A 15,878-nucleotide genomic window follows, 5' to 3' on the forward strand; every position below is an offset into this window, starting at 1 on the left:
GGCAGATGGCGCGCCGGAACCGACTCGACGCCGAGCTCGTGCGCCGGGGCCTGGCCCGCTCCCGGGAGCAGGCGGCGGCGCTGATCGCCGCGGGCCGGGTGGAAGTGCGGGGTACCGCCGCCGGGAAGGCCGCGGCCCAGATCGACCCGGCGGACCCGGTGCGGGTGCTGGAGGCGGCGGAGGACGAGTACGTCTCGCGCGGCGGGCACAAGCTCGCCGGGGCGTTGGACACGTTCGCCGGGCTGCCGGTGGCGGGCCGCCGCTGCCTCGACGCGGGCGCGTCCACGGGCGGGTTCACCGACGTGCTGCTGCGCCGGGGGGCGGCCACGGTCGCCGCCGTCGACGTCGGCTACGGCCAGATCGCGTGGTCGCTGCGGACCGACGAGCGGGTGACGGTGATCGAGCGGACCAACGTGCGGACGCTGGAGCCGGAGCAGATCGGCGGGGTGTGCGAGCTGACCGTTGCCGACCTGTCGTTCATCTCGCTGAAGCTGGTGCTGCCGGCGCTGGCGGCGTGCACGGCCCCGGACGGGGACCTGGTGCCGATGGTGAAGCCGCAGTTCGAGGTGGGCCGGGAGGCGCTGGGCGAGCGGGGTGTCGTCCGCTCACCGCAGCTGCGGACCGCGGCGGTGCTCGACGTCGCCGCCGCGGCCGCCGGGCTCGGGCTCGGGGTGGCCGGGGTCGCGCGCAGCCCGCTGCCGGGGCCGCAGGGCAACGTGGAATTCTTCCTGTGGCTGCGCCGCGACGCGCCGCCGGTCGACCCGGGCGTGGTGCAGCAGGTCGTCGAGGGAGTAGTGGCATGAGCGATCGTGAGGCGCTTCTTGTGGCGCACACGGGCAAGGCCAGCAACAACGATCATGCCCGGACCGTGGCGGCGGATCTGCTCGACAGCGGTTTCACGGTACGAGTCCTGGCCGACGAGGCTCCCGAGCTGGCCATTCCGCGGGCCGTGCCGGTCAGCGGGGAGGCGGCCGCGCAGGGCGTCGAGATCGTCTTCGCGCTCGGCGGGGACGGCACGCTGCTGCGCGCGGCGGAGCTCGCCCGGCCGGCGAAGGCGCCGCTGCTGGGCATCAACCTCGGCAAGGTCGGGTTCCTGGCCGAGGCCGAGATCGGCGACGTCGACAAGGCCGTGCGGGAGATCGTCGAGGGCACGTACACGGTCGACGAGCGCCTCACCATCGACGTGACCGCCGAGCACGCGGGGCGCCTGGTCGGCAACTCCTGGGCGCTCAACGAGGTCACCGTTGAGAAGGGCGCCCGCGAGAAGATGCTGGAGCTGCTCGTGGAGGTCGACGGGCGGCCGTTGTCGCGGTACGGCTGCGACGGGGTCGTCTGCGCGACGCCGACGGGCTCGACGGCGTATGCGTTCTCGGCCGGCGGGCCGGTGGTGTGGCCGGAGCTGGAGGCGCTGCTGCTGGTGCCGATCTCGGCGCACGCGCTGTTCAGCCGGCCGCTGGTCATCTCGCCGGACTCGACGATCACGGTCAACGTGGAGCCGTTCACGAGCTTCGCGCTGCTGTCGTGCGACGGCCGGCGGGTGATGGACCTCGCGCCCGGCTCGACGGTGACGGTCCGCCGCGGAGCACTCCCCGTCCGGGTGGTTCGCCTGCGGGAGCGTCCGTTCACGGATCGTCTCGTGGCGAAGTTCGGGCTGCCCGTGGAGGGCTGGCGGCACAACAAGCGTCACGGCTGATGCGCCTGCGTGAGCTTCTGTTCACGCAGCGTGGCGAGCGGGCCGCGGCCACAACAAACGGCACGGCTGACGGCCCGGCTGAGTGGAGAACTGTCGTACCCCGCAGCTAGTGTTCCTTCCGTGCTGGAGGAACTCCGCATTACCGGACTCGGCGTGATCGAAGACGCCACCCTGCCCCTCGGCCCGGGCCTGACGGTCATCACGGGCGAGACCGGCGCGGGCAAGACCATGGTCGTGACGAGCCTCAACCTGCTCTTCGGCGGCCGCGCCGACGCGGGCCGGGTGCGCGCCGACCCGGGCCGGGCCACCGTCGACGGCCGGTTGACGCTGCCCGCGCACGTGCGGGCCGCGGTGGAGAGCCGCATCGCCGACGCGGGCGCCGAGGTCGACGACGACGGCACCCTGCTCATGAGCCGCACGCTGACCGCCGAGGGCCGCTCCCGGGCGCACGTCGGCGGCCGGACGGTGCCGGTGTCGCTGCTGTCGGAGGTCGGCGAGCGGGTGTTCGCCCTGCATGGGCAGTCGGACCAGCTGCGGCTGCTGCGCCCGGCCGAGCAGCGGGCGTCGCTGGACCGGTATGCGGGTCCGGAGCACGAGAAGCTGCTGGGGCGGTTCGCGGAGCTGTACAACCGCTGGCGGGCCGTCGAGGACGACCTGGCCGACCGGCGGGCCAACGCGCGGCAGCGCAGCCAGGAGGCGGAGCTGCTCAAGCTCGGCCTCGACGAGATCACGCGGGTCGACCCGCAGCCGGGCGAGGACGAGCTGCTGCGCGAGGAGGCGCAGCGGCTCGAGCACGTCGAGGGGCTGCGCTCGGCGGCTCAGCTGGCGCACGTGGCGATGTCCGGCACCGGCGACGGCGGCGACGAGGTGGCCGACGTGCTGAGCCTCATCGCGACGGCCCGGCGCACCCTGGAGGCCCAGGCGGGCGTCGACCGGGTGCTGGGCGAGCTCGCGGCGCGCCTCGACGAGGTCGCCACGCTCGCGGGCGACGTCTCCACCGAGCTCGGCACCTACCTGGCGTCCCTCGACGCCGACCCGGGGCGGCTCGAGGAGGTCTACGAGCGGCGGGCGGCGCTGCGGGCGCTGACGCGCAAATACGCGGAGGACGTCGACGGGGTGGTGGCCTGGGCCGATCGCGCCCGGACCCGGCTCGGGGAGCTGGACACGTCCGACGAGCTGCTCGAGGAGCTCGACCGGGAGCGGCAGCGGCTGCACGGCGAGGTCGCGGAGGTGGCGGCGGTGCTGTCGGCGGCCCGGCACGAGGCCGCGGGCCGGTTCGCGGCGGACGTGACGGTGGAGCTGGCCGGGCTGGCGATGCCGCACGCGCGGATCGAGGTCGTGGTGGGGCCGAAGCCGGCCGGGAGCGGGCCGAGCATTGCGACGGCGGCCGGGACGGACAGCGGGGTCGGGCCCGACGGAGCCGACGACATCGAGCTGCGGTTGCTGCCGCATCCGGGGGCGCCGTCGCAGCCGCTGCAGAAGGGCGCGTCGGGCGGCGAGCTGTCGCGGGTCATGCTGGCGATCGAGGTCGTGTTCGCCGGGGTCGGCGGGCCGCCGACGCTGGTGTTCGACGAGGTCGACTCGGGGGTCGGTGGCACGGCCGCGGTGGAGATCGGCAAGCGGCTGGCCCGGCTGGCGCGTGACCATCAGGTTCTGGTGGTGACCCACCTGCCGCAGGTCGCGGCCTTCGCGGACCGGCATCTGGTGGTCGCCAAGGACACCGGGGGCGCCGTGACGACGAGTGGCGTGACGGTCGTGGAGCACACGGACCGAGCGCGGGAGCTGGCGCGGATGCTGGCCGGCCTGCCGAACTCCGACCTGGGGATCGCGCACGCCGAGGAGCTGCTGTCGGTGGCGGACCGGGAGAAAGCACAGGCGTAGGGCTGTTGTCGGTGGCGGACCGGGGGAAAGCGCAGGCGTAAGTTCGGTTGGGCGACGTCTCGTGTTCGATTCGTCGCCCTACGTTTTGATCGTGATAGATGCGGTCGCCGGGTCGCCCTGGGTGCTGCTCGCGGTCTTCGTGATCGCGGGGCTCGACTCGCTCGTGCCGCTCTCGCCGTCCGAGACCACGCTCATCACGGTCTCCGTGCTCTCCGGCGCGACCGGGCGGCCGTGGATCGTGTTCGTGATCGTGGCGGCCGCCGGCGGGGCGTTCGCGGGGGACACGGTGGCGTACCGCATCGGGACGCGGCTGCGGCGGCGGGCCCGGGAGCGGGACGTCTACGCGTGGGTGCGGCGCACGCTGGACGTGCACGGGGGACACGTGTTCGTCTTCGCCCGCTGGCTGCCGGGCGGCCGGGCCGCGTCCGCGCTGGCCGCCGGGGTGGTCGGGTACCCGGCGGGGCGCTTCCAGGCGTGGACGGCGGCCGGGGCGAGCCTGTGGGCCTCGACGGCGGGGCTCATCGGTTTCGGCTGCGGGATCTACTTCGACGGCGTGATCTGGAAGGCGCTGCTGTTCGCCTACGCGGCCGCGGCGGTGCTGCTGGTCGCCGCCGAGGCGCTGCGGAGGCTCTCAGCAGCGGCCGACCAGGAGGTTGACGCGGGTGCCGACGGGCGCGACGGTCAGCGCCAGGGTGGACTGCTCGAGCACGATCATGGCGCCGGCCGGGCCGATCTCGCGGACCACTCCGAGCTCGAGTCCGGCGGCGCGTAGGGCGGCCGAGGCCTCGGCCGGGGTCTTGCCGGCGAGGTTCGGCACGCGGGTCAGGCGGATCGACGACAACGTCCCCATCGGGTGGCCCCCCTTGGTTTCCTGCGGTGCAGACGAGAGGGGCTCCCGGGGGTCGTAAATACGCGCCCGGAGTGTCGGGTGGGCGACATTCCGTGACGGACATCGAGGGTGACCGGCGTCATGCGGAAACGTGAAATAGGGCGTACCACCTGGTCGTGGACATGTCGTGCGCGGCTTTCGTCGGCCGTCCATGCCAGGATGGTTCTGATGCGACTTCCAACCTTGCGCCGCACCCGGCCCGCCGAGCCGGGTGCCATCGCCGGCGTCGTGCGACTGGATCGGCGGACGAAGCGCCTGGTGGGGCGGCTGCGGCCGGGTGACATCGCGGTCATCGACCACGTGGACCTGGACCGGGTGGCGGCCGACTCGCTGGCCGCATCCGGGGTGGCGGCTGTGCTCAATGCGAAGCCGTCGGTCTCGGGGCGGTATCCGAACCTGGGGCCCGAGGGGCTGATCAAGGCGGGCATCCCGCTCGTCGACGACCTGGGCGAGGAGCTGTTCGATCGGCTGCGCGAGGGCGACTCGGTGCGCATCGAGGGCGACACCGTGTTCGTCGGCGAGGAGGCCGTGGCCAAGGGCGTGCGGCAGGACGCCGAGACCGTCGCCGAGTCGATGGCCGACGCCCGCGAGGGGCTGTCGGTGCAGCTGGAGGCCTTCGCGGCCAACACGATGGAGTATCTCAAGCAGGAGCGCGCCCTCCTGCTCGACGGCGTCGGCGTGCCGGAGATCCAGACGCAGATCGCCGGGCGGCACTGCCTCATCGTGGTCCGCGGCTACGACTACAAGGCCGACATCGACGTGCTGCGGCCCTACATCCGCGAGTACAAGCCGGTGTTGATCGGGGTCGACGGCGGCGCGGACGCACTGGTCGAGGCCGGGTACACGCCGGACATGATCATCGGCGACATGGACTCGGTCAGCGACGACGTGCTGCGCTGCGGGGCCGAGGTCGTCGTGCACGCCTACCCCGACGGACGCGCCCCGGGCCTGGCCCGGGTGCAGCGCCTCGGGGTGGAGGCGATCACCTTCCCGGCCGCGGCGACCAGCGAGGACATCGCGATGCTGCTCGCCGACGAGAAGGGGGCGTCGCTGCTGGTCGCGGTCGGCACCCACAACACCCTCATCGAGTTCCTCGACAAGGGCCGCGGCGGGATGGCCTCGACCTTCCTGACCCGGCTCAAGCTGGGCGGCAAGCTCGTCGACGCGAAGGGGGTCAGCCGGCTGTACCGCCAGAGCCTTTCCGGCTCCTCGCTGGTCCTGCTGCTGGCCTCGGCGATCGCCGCGATGGCCGCGGCGCTCGCGGTCACCACGATCGGCCGGGCGTATCTCAGCGTCATCGCCGAGTGGTGGGACAACCTGATCTTCACGCTGTTCTCGTAGACGGGGCTCGCTTTGATCAACTTCCGGTACCACGTGGTGTCGCTGGCGGCGGTGTTCCTGGCCCTGGCCATCGGCCTCGTCGTCGGCACCGCGGCGGCCAACGGCCCGTTGACCGAGAACCTCAATGAGCAGGTCAACACGCTCACCGACGACAAGCAGCAGCTGCGCGACGACCTGGAGCAGTCGCGGGCGGAGCTGAAGAAGAACGCCGACTTCGCCAGCGAGGCCGCGCCGGCGCTGCTGGCCGGGAAGCTCCCGAACAAGAACGTGCTGCTGGTCAAGCTCGACGGCAGCGACGGCAGCGACGTGAACGCCGCCACCGACGGGATCGCCACGATGCTCGGCACGGCCGGGGCCAAGGTCGCCGGGACGGTCACGATCAAGGACAAGTTCACGAACCCGGCCAGCAGCGCCAACCTGCTCGACCTCGCCGAGTCCTCGGCCCCGGCGGCCGTCAGCGGCGCGCTGCCGACCCAGTCCAACGCGGTGGACACCGCGTCGGCGCTGCTCGCCGCGGTGCTGTTCGGCAAGGCCGGCACCCCGCAGGTCGAGGGCACCCGCACGGTGCTGTCGGCGTTCGAGAGCGGCGGGTTCATCGGCCTCGACGGCGACTTCAAGGCCCCGGCCGAGGCCGCGATCATCATCGCCGGGGCGCCTGCGAGCGGCAAGGACGCCAAGGACCGCAACGCCGCCGTGCTGACCCTCGCCACCCGCTTCGACATCTCCGCGCGGGTGGTTGTCGCCGGCCTGTCCGCCAACGGCCTGGTCTCCACCGTCATCGGCGACGCGACCGTGGTCAAGTCGATCTCGACCGTGGACAACGCCGTCACCGCCTACGGGCAGGTCGCGGCGGTCATGGCCCTCGCCGAGCGGATCGGCGGCAAGTACGGCCACTACGGCAGCGGCACCGGCGCGACCAGCCTGCTGCCGAAGACGGCGAGCGTGACCAATGGCTCGTAGGCGGATCCTGAGCGCCCTGGCCGGGCCGGTCGGCGGCGGTGTCGCCCGGGCGGTGCTGCGCGCCCTGCAGGACCACCCGACGCTGGCCCGCACCAACTTCCGCGGCCGCGGCGTGTCGCTGGCCGGCGGGCCGGCGCTGGCCGCCGGGGCGACCGCCGGTGCGATCGTGCACCGGCCCGAGCACGCGGCCGCGAGCGCGATCGCGGGGCTGGGGTCGGGGGCCGTCGGGCTCTACGACGACCTGGTCGGCGGCCGGCCCGAGCACGCGGCCAAGGGCTTCCGCGGCCACCTCGGCGCGCTGCGGGAGGGCCGTGTGACCAGCGGCCTGGTGAAGATCGCCGGGGTCGGCGTGGCGGGGCTCGCCGCCGCCGCGCTGCTGCCCCGCAAGCGGGCCGTCGACGTCGTGCTCGGCGCCGGCGTGATCGCGGGCGCGGCCAACCTGTTCAACCTGCTCGACCTGCGGCCGGGGCGGGCCCTCAAGGCCGGCATCGCCGTCGGCACCCCGCTGGGCGCGTCCGGCCCTCTCGGCGCCGCGGGGGCGCTGCTGCCCGCGGACCTCGACGAGGAGATCATGCTCGGCGACGCCGGGGCGAACGCGCTCGGCGCGCTGCTCGGGGTGGCGTACACGGCGCGGACCGGCACGTTCGGGCGGCTCGCGGCCCTGGCCGGGATCGTGGCCCTGACCGCCGCCAGCGAGAAGGTCTCGTTCACCAAGGTGATCGAGGCCAACCCGGTGCTGAACCGGATCGACCAGTGGGGCCGCCGGAAACCCTCCCCGTATCCGCGCTCGCGCGGGTGACGAGGAGCAGGATCTTCGGGGCGGCGGCACTCGTCGCGAGCCTCACCCTCCTGAGCCGGATTGCCGGATTTGCGCGCATTCTGGTGTTCAATTCGTCCGTCGGGCCGACCCGGCTCGGCGACGCGTACCAGGCCGCCAACACGATCCCGAACATCATCTTCGAGCTCGTCGCGGGCGGTGCCCTGGCCAGTCTCGTCGTGCCGATGCTCGCGGGCCGGGACAAGGCGGTCGTCGGGCGCACCGTCGGTGCCCTGCTCACCTGGGTCGTGCTGATCCTGACCCCGGTCGCGCTGGTCGTCGCCCTGCTCGCGCACCCGCTGGTCGGGCTGCTCACCAGCGGGCAGCCGGCCGAGGTCGTCGACGCCGGGGCGAAGATGCTGCGGGTCTTCGCGCCCCAGCTGCCGCTCTACGGTGTCGGGATCGTGCTCACCGGGGCGCTGCAGACGTACCGCCGCTTCGCCTGGCCGGTCATCGCGCCCCTCCTGTCGAGCCTCACCGTGATGGCCGTGTACGTCGCCTTCGGCGTGGTCGCCGGGCGCGGGGCGGTCCTGTCGAGCGTGAGCGGCCCGCAGCTGCTGCTGCTCTCCGGCGGTACGACACTTGCCGTCGCGGTGCTGTCGCTCTGCCTGGTGGCCCCGGTGAGCCGGCTCGGGCTGCGCATCCGGCCCACGACCCGGCTCGACGTCGGCGCGATGGCCACCCTGCGGCCGCTGGTCGTCGCCGGGATCGTCACCGTCGGCACCCAGCAGCTGGTGCTGGGCCTGGCCATCAACCTCGTCAGCTACAGCCCGCAGGACGGGGCCATCGTCGTCTACAGCCTCGCCCAGACGATCTTCCTGCTGCCGTGGGCGGTGCTCGCGGTGCCGGTGGCCACGACGGCGTACCCGGCGCTCGCCGAGCACGGCGCGGCCGGCGACCGGGCCGGGTTCGCCGCGGCCCTCGCCCCGGCCGTGCGGGCCGTGGTCCTGCTGTGCAGCCTCGGCGCCGCCGCGCTGATCGTGCTCGCCCGGCCCATCGCGGTACTGCTCGCCGCCGCCTCTTCGCACCCGCCCGCCGTCGGGCCGCTTGCCGGCGGGATCGCCTGGTTCGCGCCGGGGCTGCTCGGCTACGGCCTGTTCGCCCTGCTGTCCCGGGCCCTCTACGCGGGCGGGAACGCGTACCCGGCGGCCGTGGCCACCGCCGTCGGCTGGGCCGCGACCGCGGTCGCGGCCCTGAGCCTTTCCACCGCGCTGCCGATCGAGCAGCGCATCGCCGCCGTGGCCGCCGCGAACTCCATCGGCATGCTCGTGCTCGGCGGCGCGCTGCTCCTGGCCGTCGGCCGCCGGGCCGGGCGCGCGGCCCTCGCCGGCACGTTGCGCACGGTATCGATCGGCGTCGCCGCCGCGGCCGTCGCCACCAGCGCCGGGCTGGTCGTGCGCTCCCACCTGGTCACCCCGGGTGCGGGCGGGGCCGTCGTGCAGGGCATGCTGTGCGGAGTCGTGGTGGCGGTGGTGTTCCTCGCCGGGGCGGCCCTCGCGGACCGGCAGACCCTGCGGCGGCTTGTCAGACGAAGGGATGGGTAGTGGGCGCCCGCATCGCGTTGGTCCTGGCCTCCAGCACGGGCGGCATCGGCCGGCACGTCGGCATGCTCGCCGAGGGCCTGGCCGCGCGCGGCCACGAGGTCAGCGTGCACGGCCCGGCCGCGACCGAGGAGGCCTTCGGCTTCGCCGCCCGCGGCGCGCGGTTCGTGCCCGTGGAGATCCCGGCCAGCCCGCAGCCCGGCGACGTGCTCGCCGTGCGCGCCCTGCGCCGCAGCGTCCGCGACGCCGACGTGATCCACGCCCACAGCCTGCGCGCCGGGCTCGTCGCCGCGCTCGCCCGTACCGACGCCACCCCGCTCGTGGTCACCTGGCACAACCTCGTCCTCGCGACCGGCCTGCGGGCCCGGCTCTACCACCCGCTCGAGCGCCGGGTCGCCCGCGCCGCCGACGTCACCCTCGCCGTGTCCAGCGACCTCGCCGCCCGCGCCACCGAGCTCGGCGGGCGGGACGTGCGGCTGGCGAAGGTACCGGCGCCGAAGCCCCGGCCCGTCGCCCGCACCCCCGAACAGATCCGCGAGGAGCTCGGGGCCGAGCCGGGCCAGCCGCTGGTGCTCGCGGTCGGGCGGCTGCACCCGCAGAAGGGCTTCGAGACGCTCGTCTCCGCCGCGGCGCGCTGGCGCGACCGAGACCCGGAGCCGTTCACCGCGATCGCCGGCAGCGGGCCGTCCTACATGTCGCTGGCCCAGCGCATCTCCGTCGAGCACGCCCCGGTCCACCTGCTCGGCCACCGCGACGACGTGCCCGACCTGCTCGGCGCGGCCGACCTGGTCGTGGCGACCAGCGTGTGGGAGGGCCAGCCGCTGTTCATCCAGGAGACCCTGGCGGCGGGTGTACCGCTGGTGTCGACCGCCGTCGGCGGCGTGCCCGAGGTCGTGGGCTCCGCCGCGCGCCTGGTCGCGCCGGCCGACGTCGACGCCGTGCACGACGCGGTCGTCGAGCTGCTCGACGACCCCGGCGCCCGCGCCGAGCTGGCCCGCCGCGGCCTGGACCGCGCGGCCGGCTGGCCCACCGAGCACGACACGATCGACCAGGTCGAGGCGGTGTACGCCGAGCTGCGCGCCGCCCGCGGGGTGAGCTGATGCGTCTCTGGCTGCACCGGTTCTCCCCGGCGCTGCTGGCGCTGCTGGCCGGCCTCGCCGGCGTGGCCGGACTCATCCCGCGCCCCGCCGCCGCCCCGGCCCAGCCGACCGCGGACTACGTGATCGTCGTCGGCGTCGCCGGGCTGCGCTGGGACGACGTGAACGCGTCCGACACCCCGGCGATGTGGCAGATGGCCCAGGGCGGCGCGATCGGGGCGCTGTCGGTGCGCTCGGCCCGCCGGATCACCTGCGCCGGCGACGGCTGGCTGACCCTCGGCTCGGGCAACTTCGCGATCTACACCCCGGGCGCGGTCACCCCCGTCTGCCCCGGGCTCAACGTGTCGATCAACCAGAACGTGACCAGCGCGACGCTGCCCGACCAGAGCGACATCGTCGCCCGCAACCGCAACCTGCACTGGGGCGCCCAGCCCGGGGCCCTGGCCGAGGGCGTGCGCTGCACCACCGCGATCGGGCCGGGGGCGGCCCTGGCGGCGGCGCGACCGTACGGCCGGGTCGACAAGTACTCCGAGGGCCTCGACGACAGCCTGCTGGACGCCTGCGCCCTGACGCTCGTGGACCTCGGCGAGATCGCCGGCGACGACCCCGTCTCCCGGGCCACCGACGCCCGCCGCGCCGATGCCGCGCTCGCCGGCATCCTCGCCGCCCGCCCCGAGCACTCGGTGGTCGTCCTCGCCGGCCTGTCCGACCTCGACGCCACGAGCCGGCTGCACGTGGCGATCGCCCAGGGGCCCGGGTTCACGGGCGGCTGGCTGACCTCGCCGTCGACGTCGCGGCCGGGGTACATCCAGGTCGTCGACCTCGCCCCGACCGCCCTCGCGGCCCTCGACCGGCCCCTGCCCGGGCGGCTCTTCGCCGGCGGCGCCGCCTCGACCAGCGCGAGCGGCCGGCCGGTGGACGTCACCGCGGCCGTGAGCCGGCTCGCCGACGCCGACCGCGAGGCGAGCATCCAGCGCCGGGTCGGCACCAACTTCTTCACCACCCTCGTCGTCGCCGAGCTGCTGCTGTTCCTGGCCGTGGTACCGCTGCTGCAGCGCGCCCGCCGCCCCGCCGGCCCGCTCACCCACAGGCCGATCCCGCGCGCGGTCGTGCGGGCGGCCGAGGTGCTGCTCATCGCCGCGTCCCTCGCCGTGCCCGCCGCGCTCGTCGCCGACCTGCTGCCCTGGTGGCGCTGGTCGCGGCCGGGCCTCGGCTTCGGCGGGGTGACCCTGGCCGTGACCGGCGTGGCGACGTTCGCGATCGCGTTCCTGAGCCGCCGCAGCCGCGCCATCGCGCCCCTCGGCGGGGTCGCGGCCGTCGCCGCGCTCGCCGTCGCCTTCGACGTGCTGACCGGGTCGCGGCTGCAGCTCAACGGGGTGGCCGGCTACTCGGCGGTGGTCGGCGGCCGGTACGCCGGCGTCGGCGTCATCGGCCTGGGCCTGCTCGTGACCGGCGCGCTGCTCGGCGGGGCCGCGCTCGCCCAGCGCTTCGAGCGCCGGTGGAGGCCGTTCGTCATGGCCGTGATCGGGGCGGTCGGGGTGGTGGTGATCGGCAGTCCGTACCTCGGCGCCGACGCATCCGGCGCCGTGGCGCTCACTGCCGGCATGTGCGTGGCCGCGGCCATGGCCGTCGGCGGCTGGCTCACCATCACGCGCCTGCTCTGGGCCGCGGCCGCGGCGCTCTTCGTGAGCTCGGGCTTCGCGATCCTGGACCTGTTCCGGCCGGAGGAGCAGCGCAGCAGCGTCGGCCGCCTGCTCGTGCGCACCCAGGACGGCACCGCGGGCTTCATCGCCCGGCGCATCGCCGAGGCGGACGTGGTCACGACGGTCACCAGCCCGCTGACGGTGCTGGTGCTCGGGTGCGTGCTGTACGCGACGTTCGTCCTGCTGCGCGACTGGGGCGGGCTGCGGCGGCTGCTGGGCGTCTTCCCGCCGGTCCGCGCGGCCCTTTCGGGCCTGGTGGTGGCGTGCCTGCTGGCCGGTGTCGTGGAGGGCGTGTCGTTCAACGTGCTCGGCGCCGCCCTGGCCACGGCCCTGCCGCTGGTGGTGCTGTCGTGCCTGCGCGTCCTCGAGCACGCCGACGACCGGACCCCGGCTCCGCGCGTCTCCGAGGCGGCGCTGGAGAGCTGATCCCGGGGCCGTTCCTCGGGGCTGCTCGCCGCGGTGCCTGATCGGCCGGGAGAACCGCCGGAACCGGGATCTGCCGACGACCGCACGCCGGCCCCGCGCGTCTCCGAGGCGGCGCTAGAGAGCTGATCCCGGGGCGTTCCTCGGGGCTGCTCGCCGCGGTGCCCGATCGGCCGGGAGAACTGCCGGAACCGGGATCTGGCCGATGGTGGCTGTCAGCCGTTAGCCGTGCAGCAGCGCGCCGAAGGCCATAATTTGGCGCCGGGCTGCGCCGGGCTGCGCCGGGCTGCGCCGGGCTGCGCCGGGCTGCGCCGGGCTGCGCCGGGCTGCGCCGGGCTGCGCCGGGCTGCGCCGGGCTGCGCCGGGCTGCGCCGGGCTGCGCCGGGCTGCGCCGGGCTGCGCCGGGCTGCGCCGGGCTGCGCCGGGCTGCGCCGGGCTGCGCCGGGCACTCGACGCGGGCCGGCGCACCGGCCAGACGGCGCACCGGCCAGACGGCGCACCGGCCAGACGGCGCACCGGCCAGACGGCGCACCGGCCAGACGGCGCACCGGCCAGACGGCGCACCGGCCAGACGGCGCACCGGCCAGGCGGTGCATCGGCCCGCGCGTCTCCGAGGCGGCGCTGGAGCCCTGATCCCAGGCATTCCCGATATGTCGGGCACTCCGTGCCGCGACATATCGGATTTATCTCCCGACAAGGTATAAAAGCGAAATGTCCGATCGCGGAGCGTCGGACATTTCGGTCAACCGCCGGGCACTTCGATCAACCGCCGGCGCCCAGGATCGGGCTGGTGGAGCTGCGCGAGCGGCCGCGGAACTCGGCCAGCACCGTCCCGTCCGCGCGGCTGACCGTCACGTCGTACAGGCCCGACCGGCCCCGGCGGCTGCGCTCCACCGCCGTGGCCGTCAGCTCGTCGCCCGGCCGCGCCGGCTCCAGGAACGACACGTCCGCGCCCGCCGCCACCGTCACGCGGTCGTAGGTGTTGCACGCGAACGCGAACGCGGTGTCGGCGAGCAGGAAGACGTAGCCGCCGTGGCCGATGGCGTGGCCGTTCAGCATGGACCCGGTCACCGTCATCCGCGCCGTGGCGCGGCCCGGGGCCACGCCGCCGATCGTGATGCCCAGCGACCGGGTTGCGGTGTCCGTGGCATACAGAGCGGCGGCGCAGGCCTCGGCGAGTTCCTGGGGTGTCACCCGGCGTCGGTGGCGGGGCGCAAGGTCTTCCAGTCGCGGGCGCGGGCCTGGGCGGCGCCGAGGACGCCGATCACGCACGCGGCGTTGGTGATCTCGCCGGACAGGGCCATGGTCACGGCCTCGTCCAGGTCGACCCAGTGCAGCTCCAGGTCGGCCTCTTCGTGGGTGCGCTCGTAGGTGTCCGAGTCCGGCTTCGGGCCGACCTCGCGCGCCAGGAAGAGGCGGATCTTCTCGTTGGAGCAGCCGGGCGTGGTGTGCACCTCGGCCAGCAGGTCCCATCGGGCCGCGACCAGGTCGGCCTCCTCGGCCAGCTCGCGGGCGGCCGCGTCGACCAGGGCCTCGCCGGGCACGTCGATCAGGCCGGCCGGGAGCTCCCAGAGGACCTGGCGGACGGCGGGACGGTACTGCCGCACGAGCGCGACCCGCCCCTCGCCGTCGAGGGCCACGACGCCGACCGCGCCGACGTGGACCATGTAGTCGCGGTCGACGACCTCGCCACCGGGCATCTCCACGGCGTCGGTGACGACGGAGAAGACGCGGTTGCGCAGGCGCTCGGTGTGCGAGCGCACGTCGTAGGCCGTCATGCGTCCACCGTCTCCAGCTCGACCGGCAGGCGGTCGGCGGCGTTGTAGGTCACCGCGGCGCCGACGAACGCGGCGAACAGCGGGTGCGCCCGCGTCGGGCGGCTCTTGAGCTCCGGGTGCGCCTGCGTGGCCACGAAGAACGGGTGCTGCTCGCGGTCGAGCTCGACGAACTCGACCAGTCGGCCGTCGGGGGAGGTGCCCGAGATGCGCAGCCCGGCGCCGGTCATGGCGTCGCGGTACGCGTTGTTGACCTCGTAGCGGTGCCGGTGGCGCTCGGAGACCTCGGTCTCGCCGTAGGCCTCGGCGGTCAGCGTCCCGGTGGCGAGCACGGCCGGGTAGGCGCCCAGCCGCATGGTGCCGCCGAGGTCGCCCTTGCCGGCCACGATGTCGTGCTGGTCGGCCATGGTCGAGATGACCGGCTCGCTCGCCTCCGGGTCGAACTCCAGCGAGTTCGCGCCCTTGATCCCGGCCACGTTGCGCAGCACCTCGATGGTCATGCACTGCAGGCCCAGGCACAGGCCGAGGGTCGGGATGCCGCGCTCGCGGGTGTACTGCGCCGCGCCGATCTTCCCCTCGATGCCGCGCACGCCGAAGCCGCCGGGGATGATGACGCCGTCGACGCCCGCGAGGGCCTGGGCCGCGCCGGCCGGGGTGGTGCAGGCGTCGCTGGGCACCCAGCGGATCTCGACCCGGGCCCGGTGGGCGAAGCCGGCGGCGCGCACGGCCTCGGTGACCGAGAGGTACGCGTCGGGCAGGTCGACGTACTTGCCGACGATCGCCACGGTGACCGTCTGGCGCGGGTGGTGCACCCGGTCGAGCAGGTCGTCCCACTTCTTCCAGGCCACGTCGCGGAACGACAGGCCCAGGCGCCGGACCACGTAGGCGTCCAGCCCCTCCTCGTGCAGCACCCGCGGGATGTCGTAGATCGAGGGCGCGTCGGGCGCGGAGACCACGGCCTCGGCGTCGACGTCGCAGTACAGACCGAGCTTGTTCTTGGTCTTTTCCGGGATTTCCCGGTCGGAGCGGCAGACCAGCGCGTCGGGCTGGATGCCGATGCTGCGCAGGGCCGCGACCGAGTGCTGCGTCGGCTTCGTCTTCAGCTCGCCGCTCGGGGCCAGGTAGGGCACCAGCGACACGTGCAGGAAGAAGCAGTTGTCGCGGCCGATGTCGTGCCGGACCTGCCGGATGGCCTCGAGGAACGGCAGCGACTCGATGTCGCCGACGGTGCCGCCGACCTCCGTGATGATCACGTCGGGCGTGACGCCGTCGGCGTCGGGGGCGGACATCGCCCGGATGCGCGCCTTGATCTCGTTGGTCACGTGCGGGATGACCTGGACGGTGTCGCCGAGGTATTCGCCGCGGCGCTCCTTGGCGATGACCGCCGAGTAGATCTGGCCCGTGGTCACGTTCGCGTTGCGTGAGAGGTCCTGGTCGAGGAAGCGCTCGTAGTGACCGATGTCGAGGTCGGTCTCGGCGCCGTCTTCGGTGACGAACACCTCGCCGTGCTGGAAGGGGTTCATCGTGCCGGGGTCGACGTTCAGGTAGGGGTCGAGCTTCTGCATGACGACCCGCAGCCCGCGAGCGCTGAGCAGGCTGCCGAGGCTGGACCCCGTAAGGCCCTTGCCGAGTGAGGAGGCGACGCCCCCGGTGACGAAGATGTGCTTAGCCTGCCGGCTCGCACCGGTCCGTGCTACAGAGGACAAAGCCTGCTCCCGTGGGGTCTGTCACGCTGCCGAGTCAGCGATCCACGGGAGT

At 74.3% G+C, this 15,878-nt stretch carries 13 protein-coding genes and 1 pseudogene; 10 read left to right on the plus strand and 4 right to left on the minus strand.

Annotated features, from left to right (window positions below):
- Positions 1-5 precede the first annotated feature (5 nt).
- From AC6JBM_RS55525 to AC6JBM_RS55540, 4 genes and pseudogenes are all read left to right on the plus strand, one after another.
- Positions 6-803 (plus strand): TlyA family RNA methyltransferase, encoded by a 798-nt coding sequence (locus AC6JBM_RS55525; RefSeq protein ID WP_497981463.1) that lies wholly within the window; start codon positions 6-8, stop codon positions 801-803.
- Complete coding sequence (locus AC6JBM_RS55530; protein WP_350621373.1) at positions 800-1,693, plus strand: NAD kinase; 894 nt, start codon at positions 800-802, stop codon at positions 1,691-1,693. Before AC6JBM_RS55525 ends, AC6JBM_RS55530 begins: the two co-directional genes overlap by 4 nt.
- 120 nt (positions 1,694-1,813) lie before the next feature.
- The gene (recN, locus tag AC6JBM_RS55535; RefSeq protein ID WP_497981464.1) at positions 1,814-3,574 is read left to right on the plus strand and encodes a DNA repair protein RecN; all 1,761 of its coding nucleotides are present in this window, start codon (positions 1,814-1,816) and stop codon (positions 3,572-3,574) included.
- Between the two features lie 163 nt (positions 3,575-3,737).
- Positions 3,738-4,085, plus strand: a pseudogene (locus AC6JBM_RS55540) (DedA family protein); the annotation flags it as partial.
- Positions 4,086-4,205: 120 nt separating this feature from the next.
- Here the strand turns inward: AC6JBM_RS55540 and AC6JBM_RS55545 are convergent.
- Positions 4,206-4,616, minus strand: a complete 411-nt coding sequence (locus AC6JBM_RS55545; protein ID WP_497981465.1) for a PASTA domain-containing protein — start codon at positions 4,614-4,616, stop codon at positions 4,206-4,208.
- Between the two features lie 15 nt (positions 4,617-4,631).
- Here AC6JBM_RS55545 and steA point away from each other — a divergent pair, with 15 nt between their 5' ends.
- The 6 genes from steA to AC6JBM_RS55575 are packed head-to-tail and all read left to right on the plus strand — an operon-like array spanning position 4,632 to position 12,348.
- Complete coding sequence (gene steA, locus AC6JBM_RS55550; protein ID WP_497981466.1) at positions 4,632-5,804, plus strand: putative cytokinetic ring protein SteA; 1,173 nt, start codon at positions 4,632-4,634, stop codon at positions 5,802-5,804.
- Between the two features lie 12 nt (positions 5,805-5,816).
- Complete coding sequence (locus AC6JBM_RS55555) at positions 5,817-6,764, plus strand: copper transporter (protein WP_497981467.1); 948 nt, start codon at positions 5,817-5,819, stop codon at positions 6,762-6,764.
- Positions 6,754-7,563, plus strand: coding sequence for a hypothetical protein (locus tag AC6JBM_RS55560; protein ID WP_497981468.1), 810 nt, complete (start codon positions 6,754-6,756; stop codon positions 7,561-7,563). Before AC6JBM_RS55555 ends, AC6JBM_RS55560 begins: the two co-directional genes overlap by 11 nt.
- Positions 7,560-9,125, plus strand: a complete 1,566-nt coding sequence (murJ, locus tag AC6JBM_RS55565; RefSeq protein WP_497981469.1) for a murein biosynthesis integral membrane protein MurJ — start codon at positions 7,560-7,562, stop codon at positions 9,123-9,125. Before AC6JBM_RS55560 ends, murJ begins: the two co-directional genes overlap by 4 nt.
- Complete coding sequence (locus tag AC6JBM_RS55570; protein ID WP_497981470.1) at positions 9,125-10,222, plus strand: glycosyltransferase family 4 protein; 1,098 nt, start codon at positions 9,125-9,127, stop codon at positions 10,220-10,222. The genes murJ and AC6JBM_RS55570 overlap by 1 nt, the downstream gene beginning before the upstream one ends.
- Entirely contained in the window at positions 10,222-12,348 is a 2,127-nt protein-coding gene (locus AC6JBM_RS55575) for a hypothetical protein (RefSeq protein ID WP_497981471.1), read from the plus strand. Before AC6JBM_RS55570 ends, AC6JBM_RS55575 begins: the two co-directional genes overlap by 1 nt.
- Positions 12,349-13,107: 759 nt before the next feature.
- Here the strand turns inward: AC6JBM_RS55575 and paaI are convergent.
- The 3 genes from paaI to pyrG are packed head-to-tail and all read right to left on the minus strand — an operon-like array spanning position 13,108 to position 15,826.
- A complete protein-coding gene (gene paaI, locus AC6JBM_RS55580) occupies positions 13,108-13,539 on the minus strand; it encodes a hydroxyphenylacetyl-CoA thioesterase PaaI (RefSeq protein WP_497981472.1) in 432 nt (143 codons plus the stop codon).
- A complete protein-coding gene (locus AC6JBM_RS55585; protein WP_497981473.1) occupies positions 13,536-14,123 on the minus strand; it encodes an NUDIX domain-containing protein in 588 nt (195 codons plus the stop codon). Before AC6JBM_RS55585 ends, paaI begins: the two co-directional genes overlap by 4 nt.
- Positions 14,120-15,826 carry a CTP synthase gene (pyrG, locus tag AC6JBM_RS55590; protein ID WP_497981474.1) on the minus strand — a complete coding sequence of 569 codons (1,707 nt, stop codon included), beginning with the start codon at positions 15,824-15,826 and terminating at the stop codon, positions 14,120-14,122. The genes AC6JBM_RS55585 and pyrG overlap by 4 nt, the downstream gene beginning before the upstream one ends.
- Between the last annotated feature and the right edge of the window lie 52 nt (positions 15,827-15,878).

It is taken from the genome of Dactylosporangium thailandense (assembly GCF_059739745.1).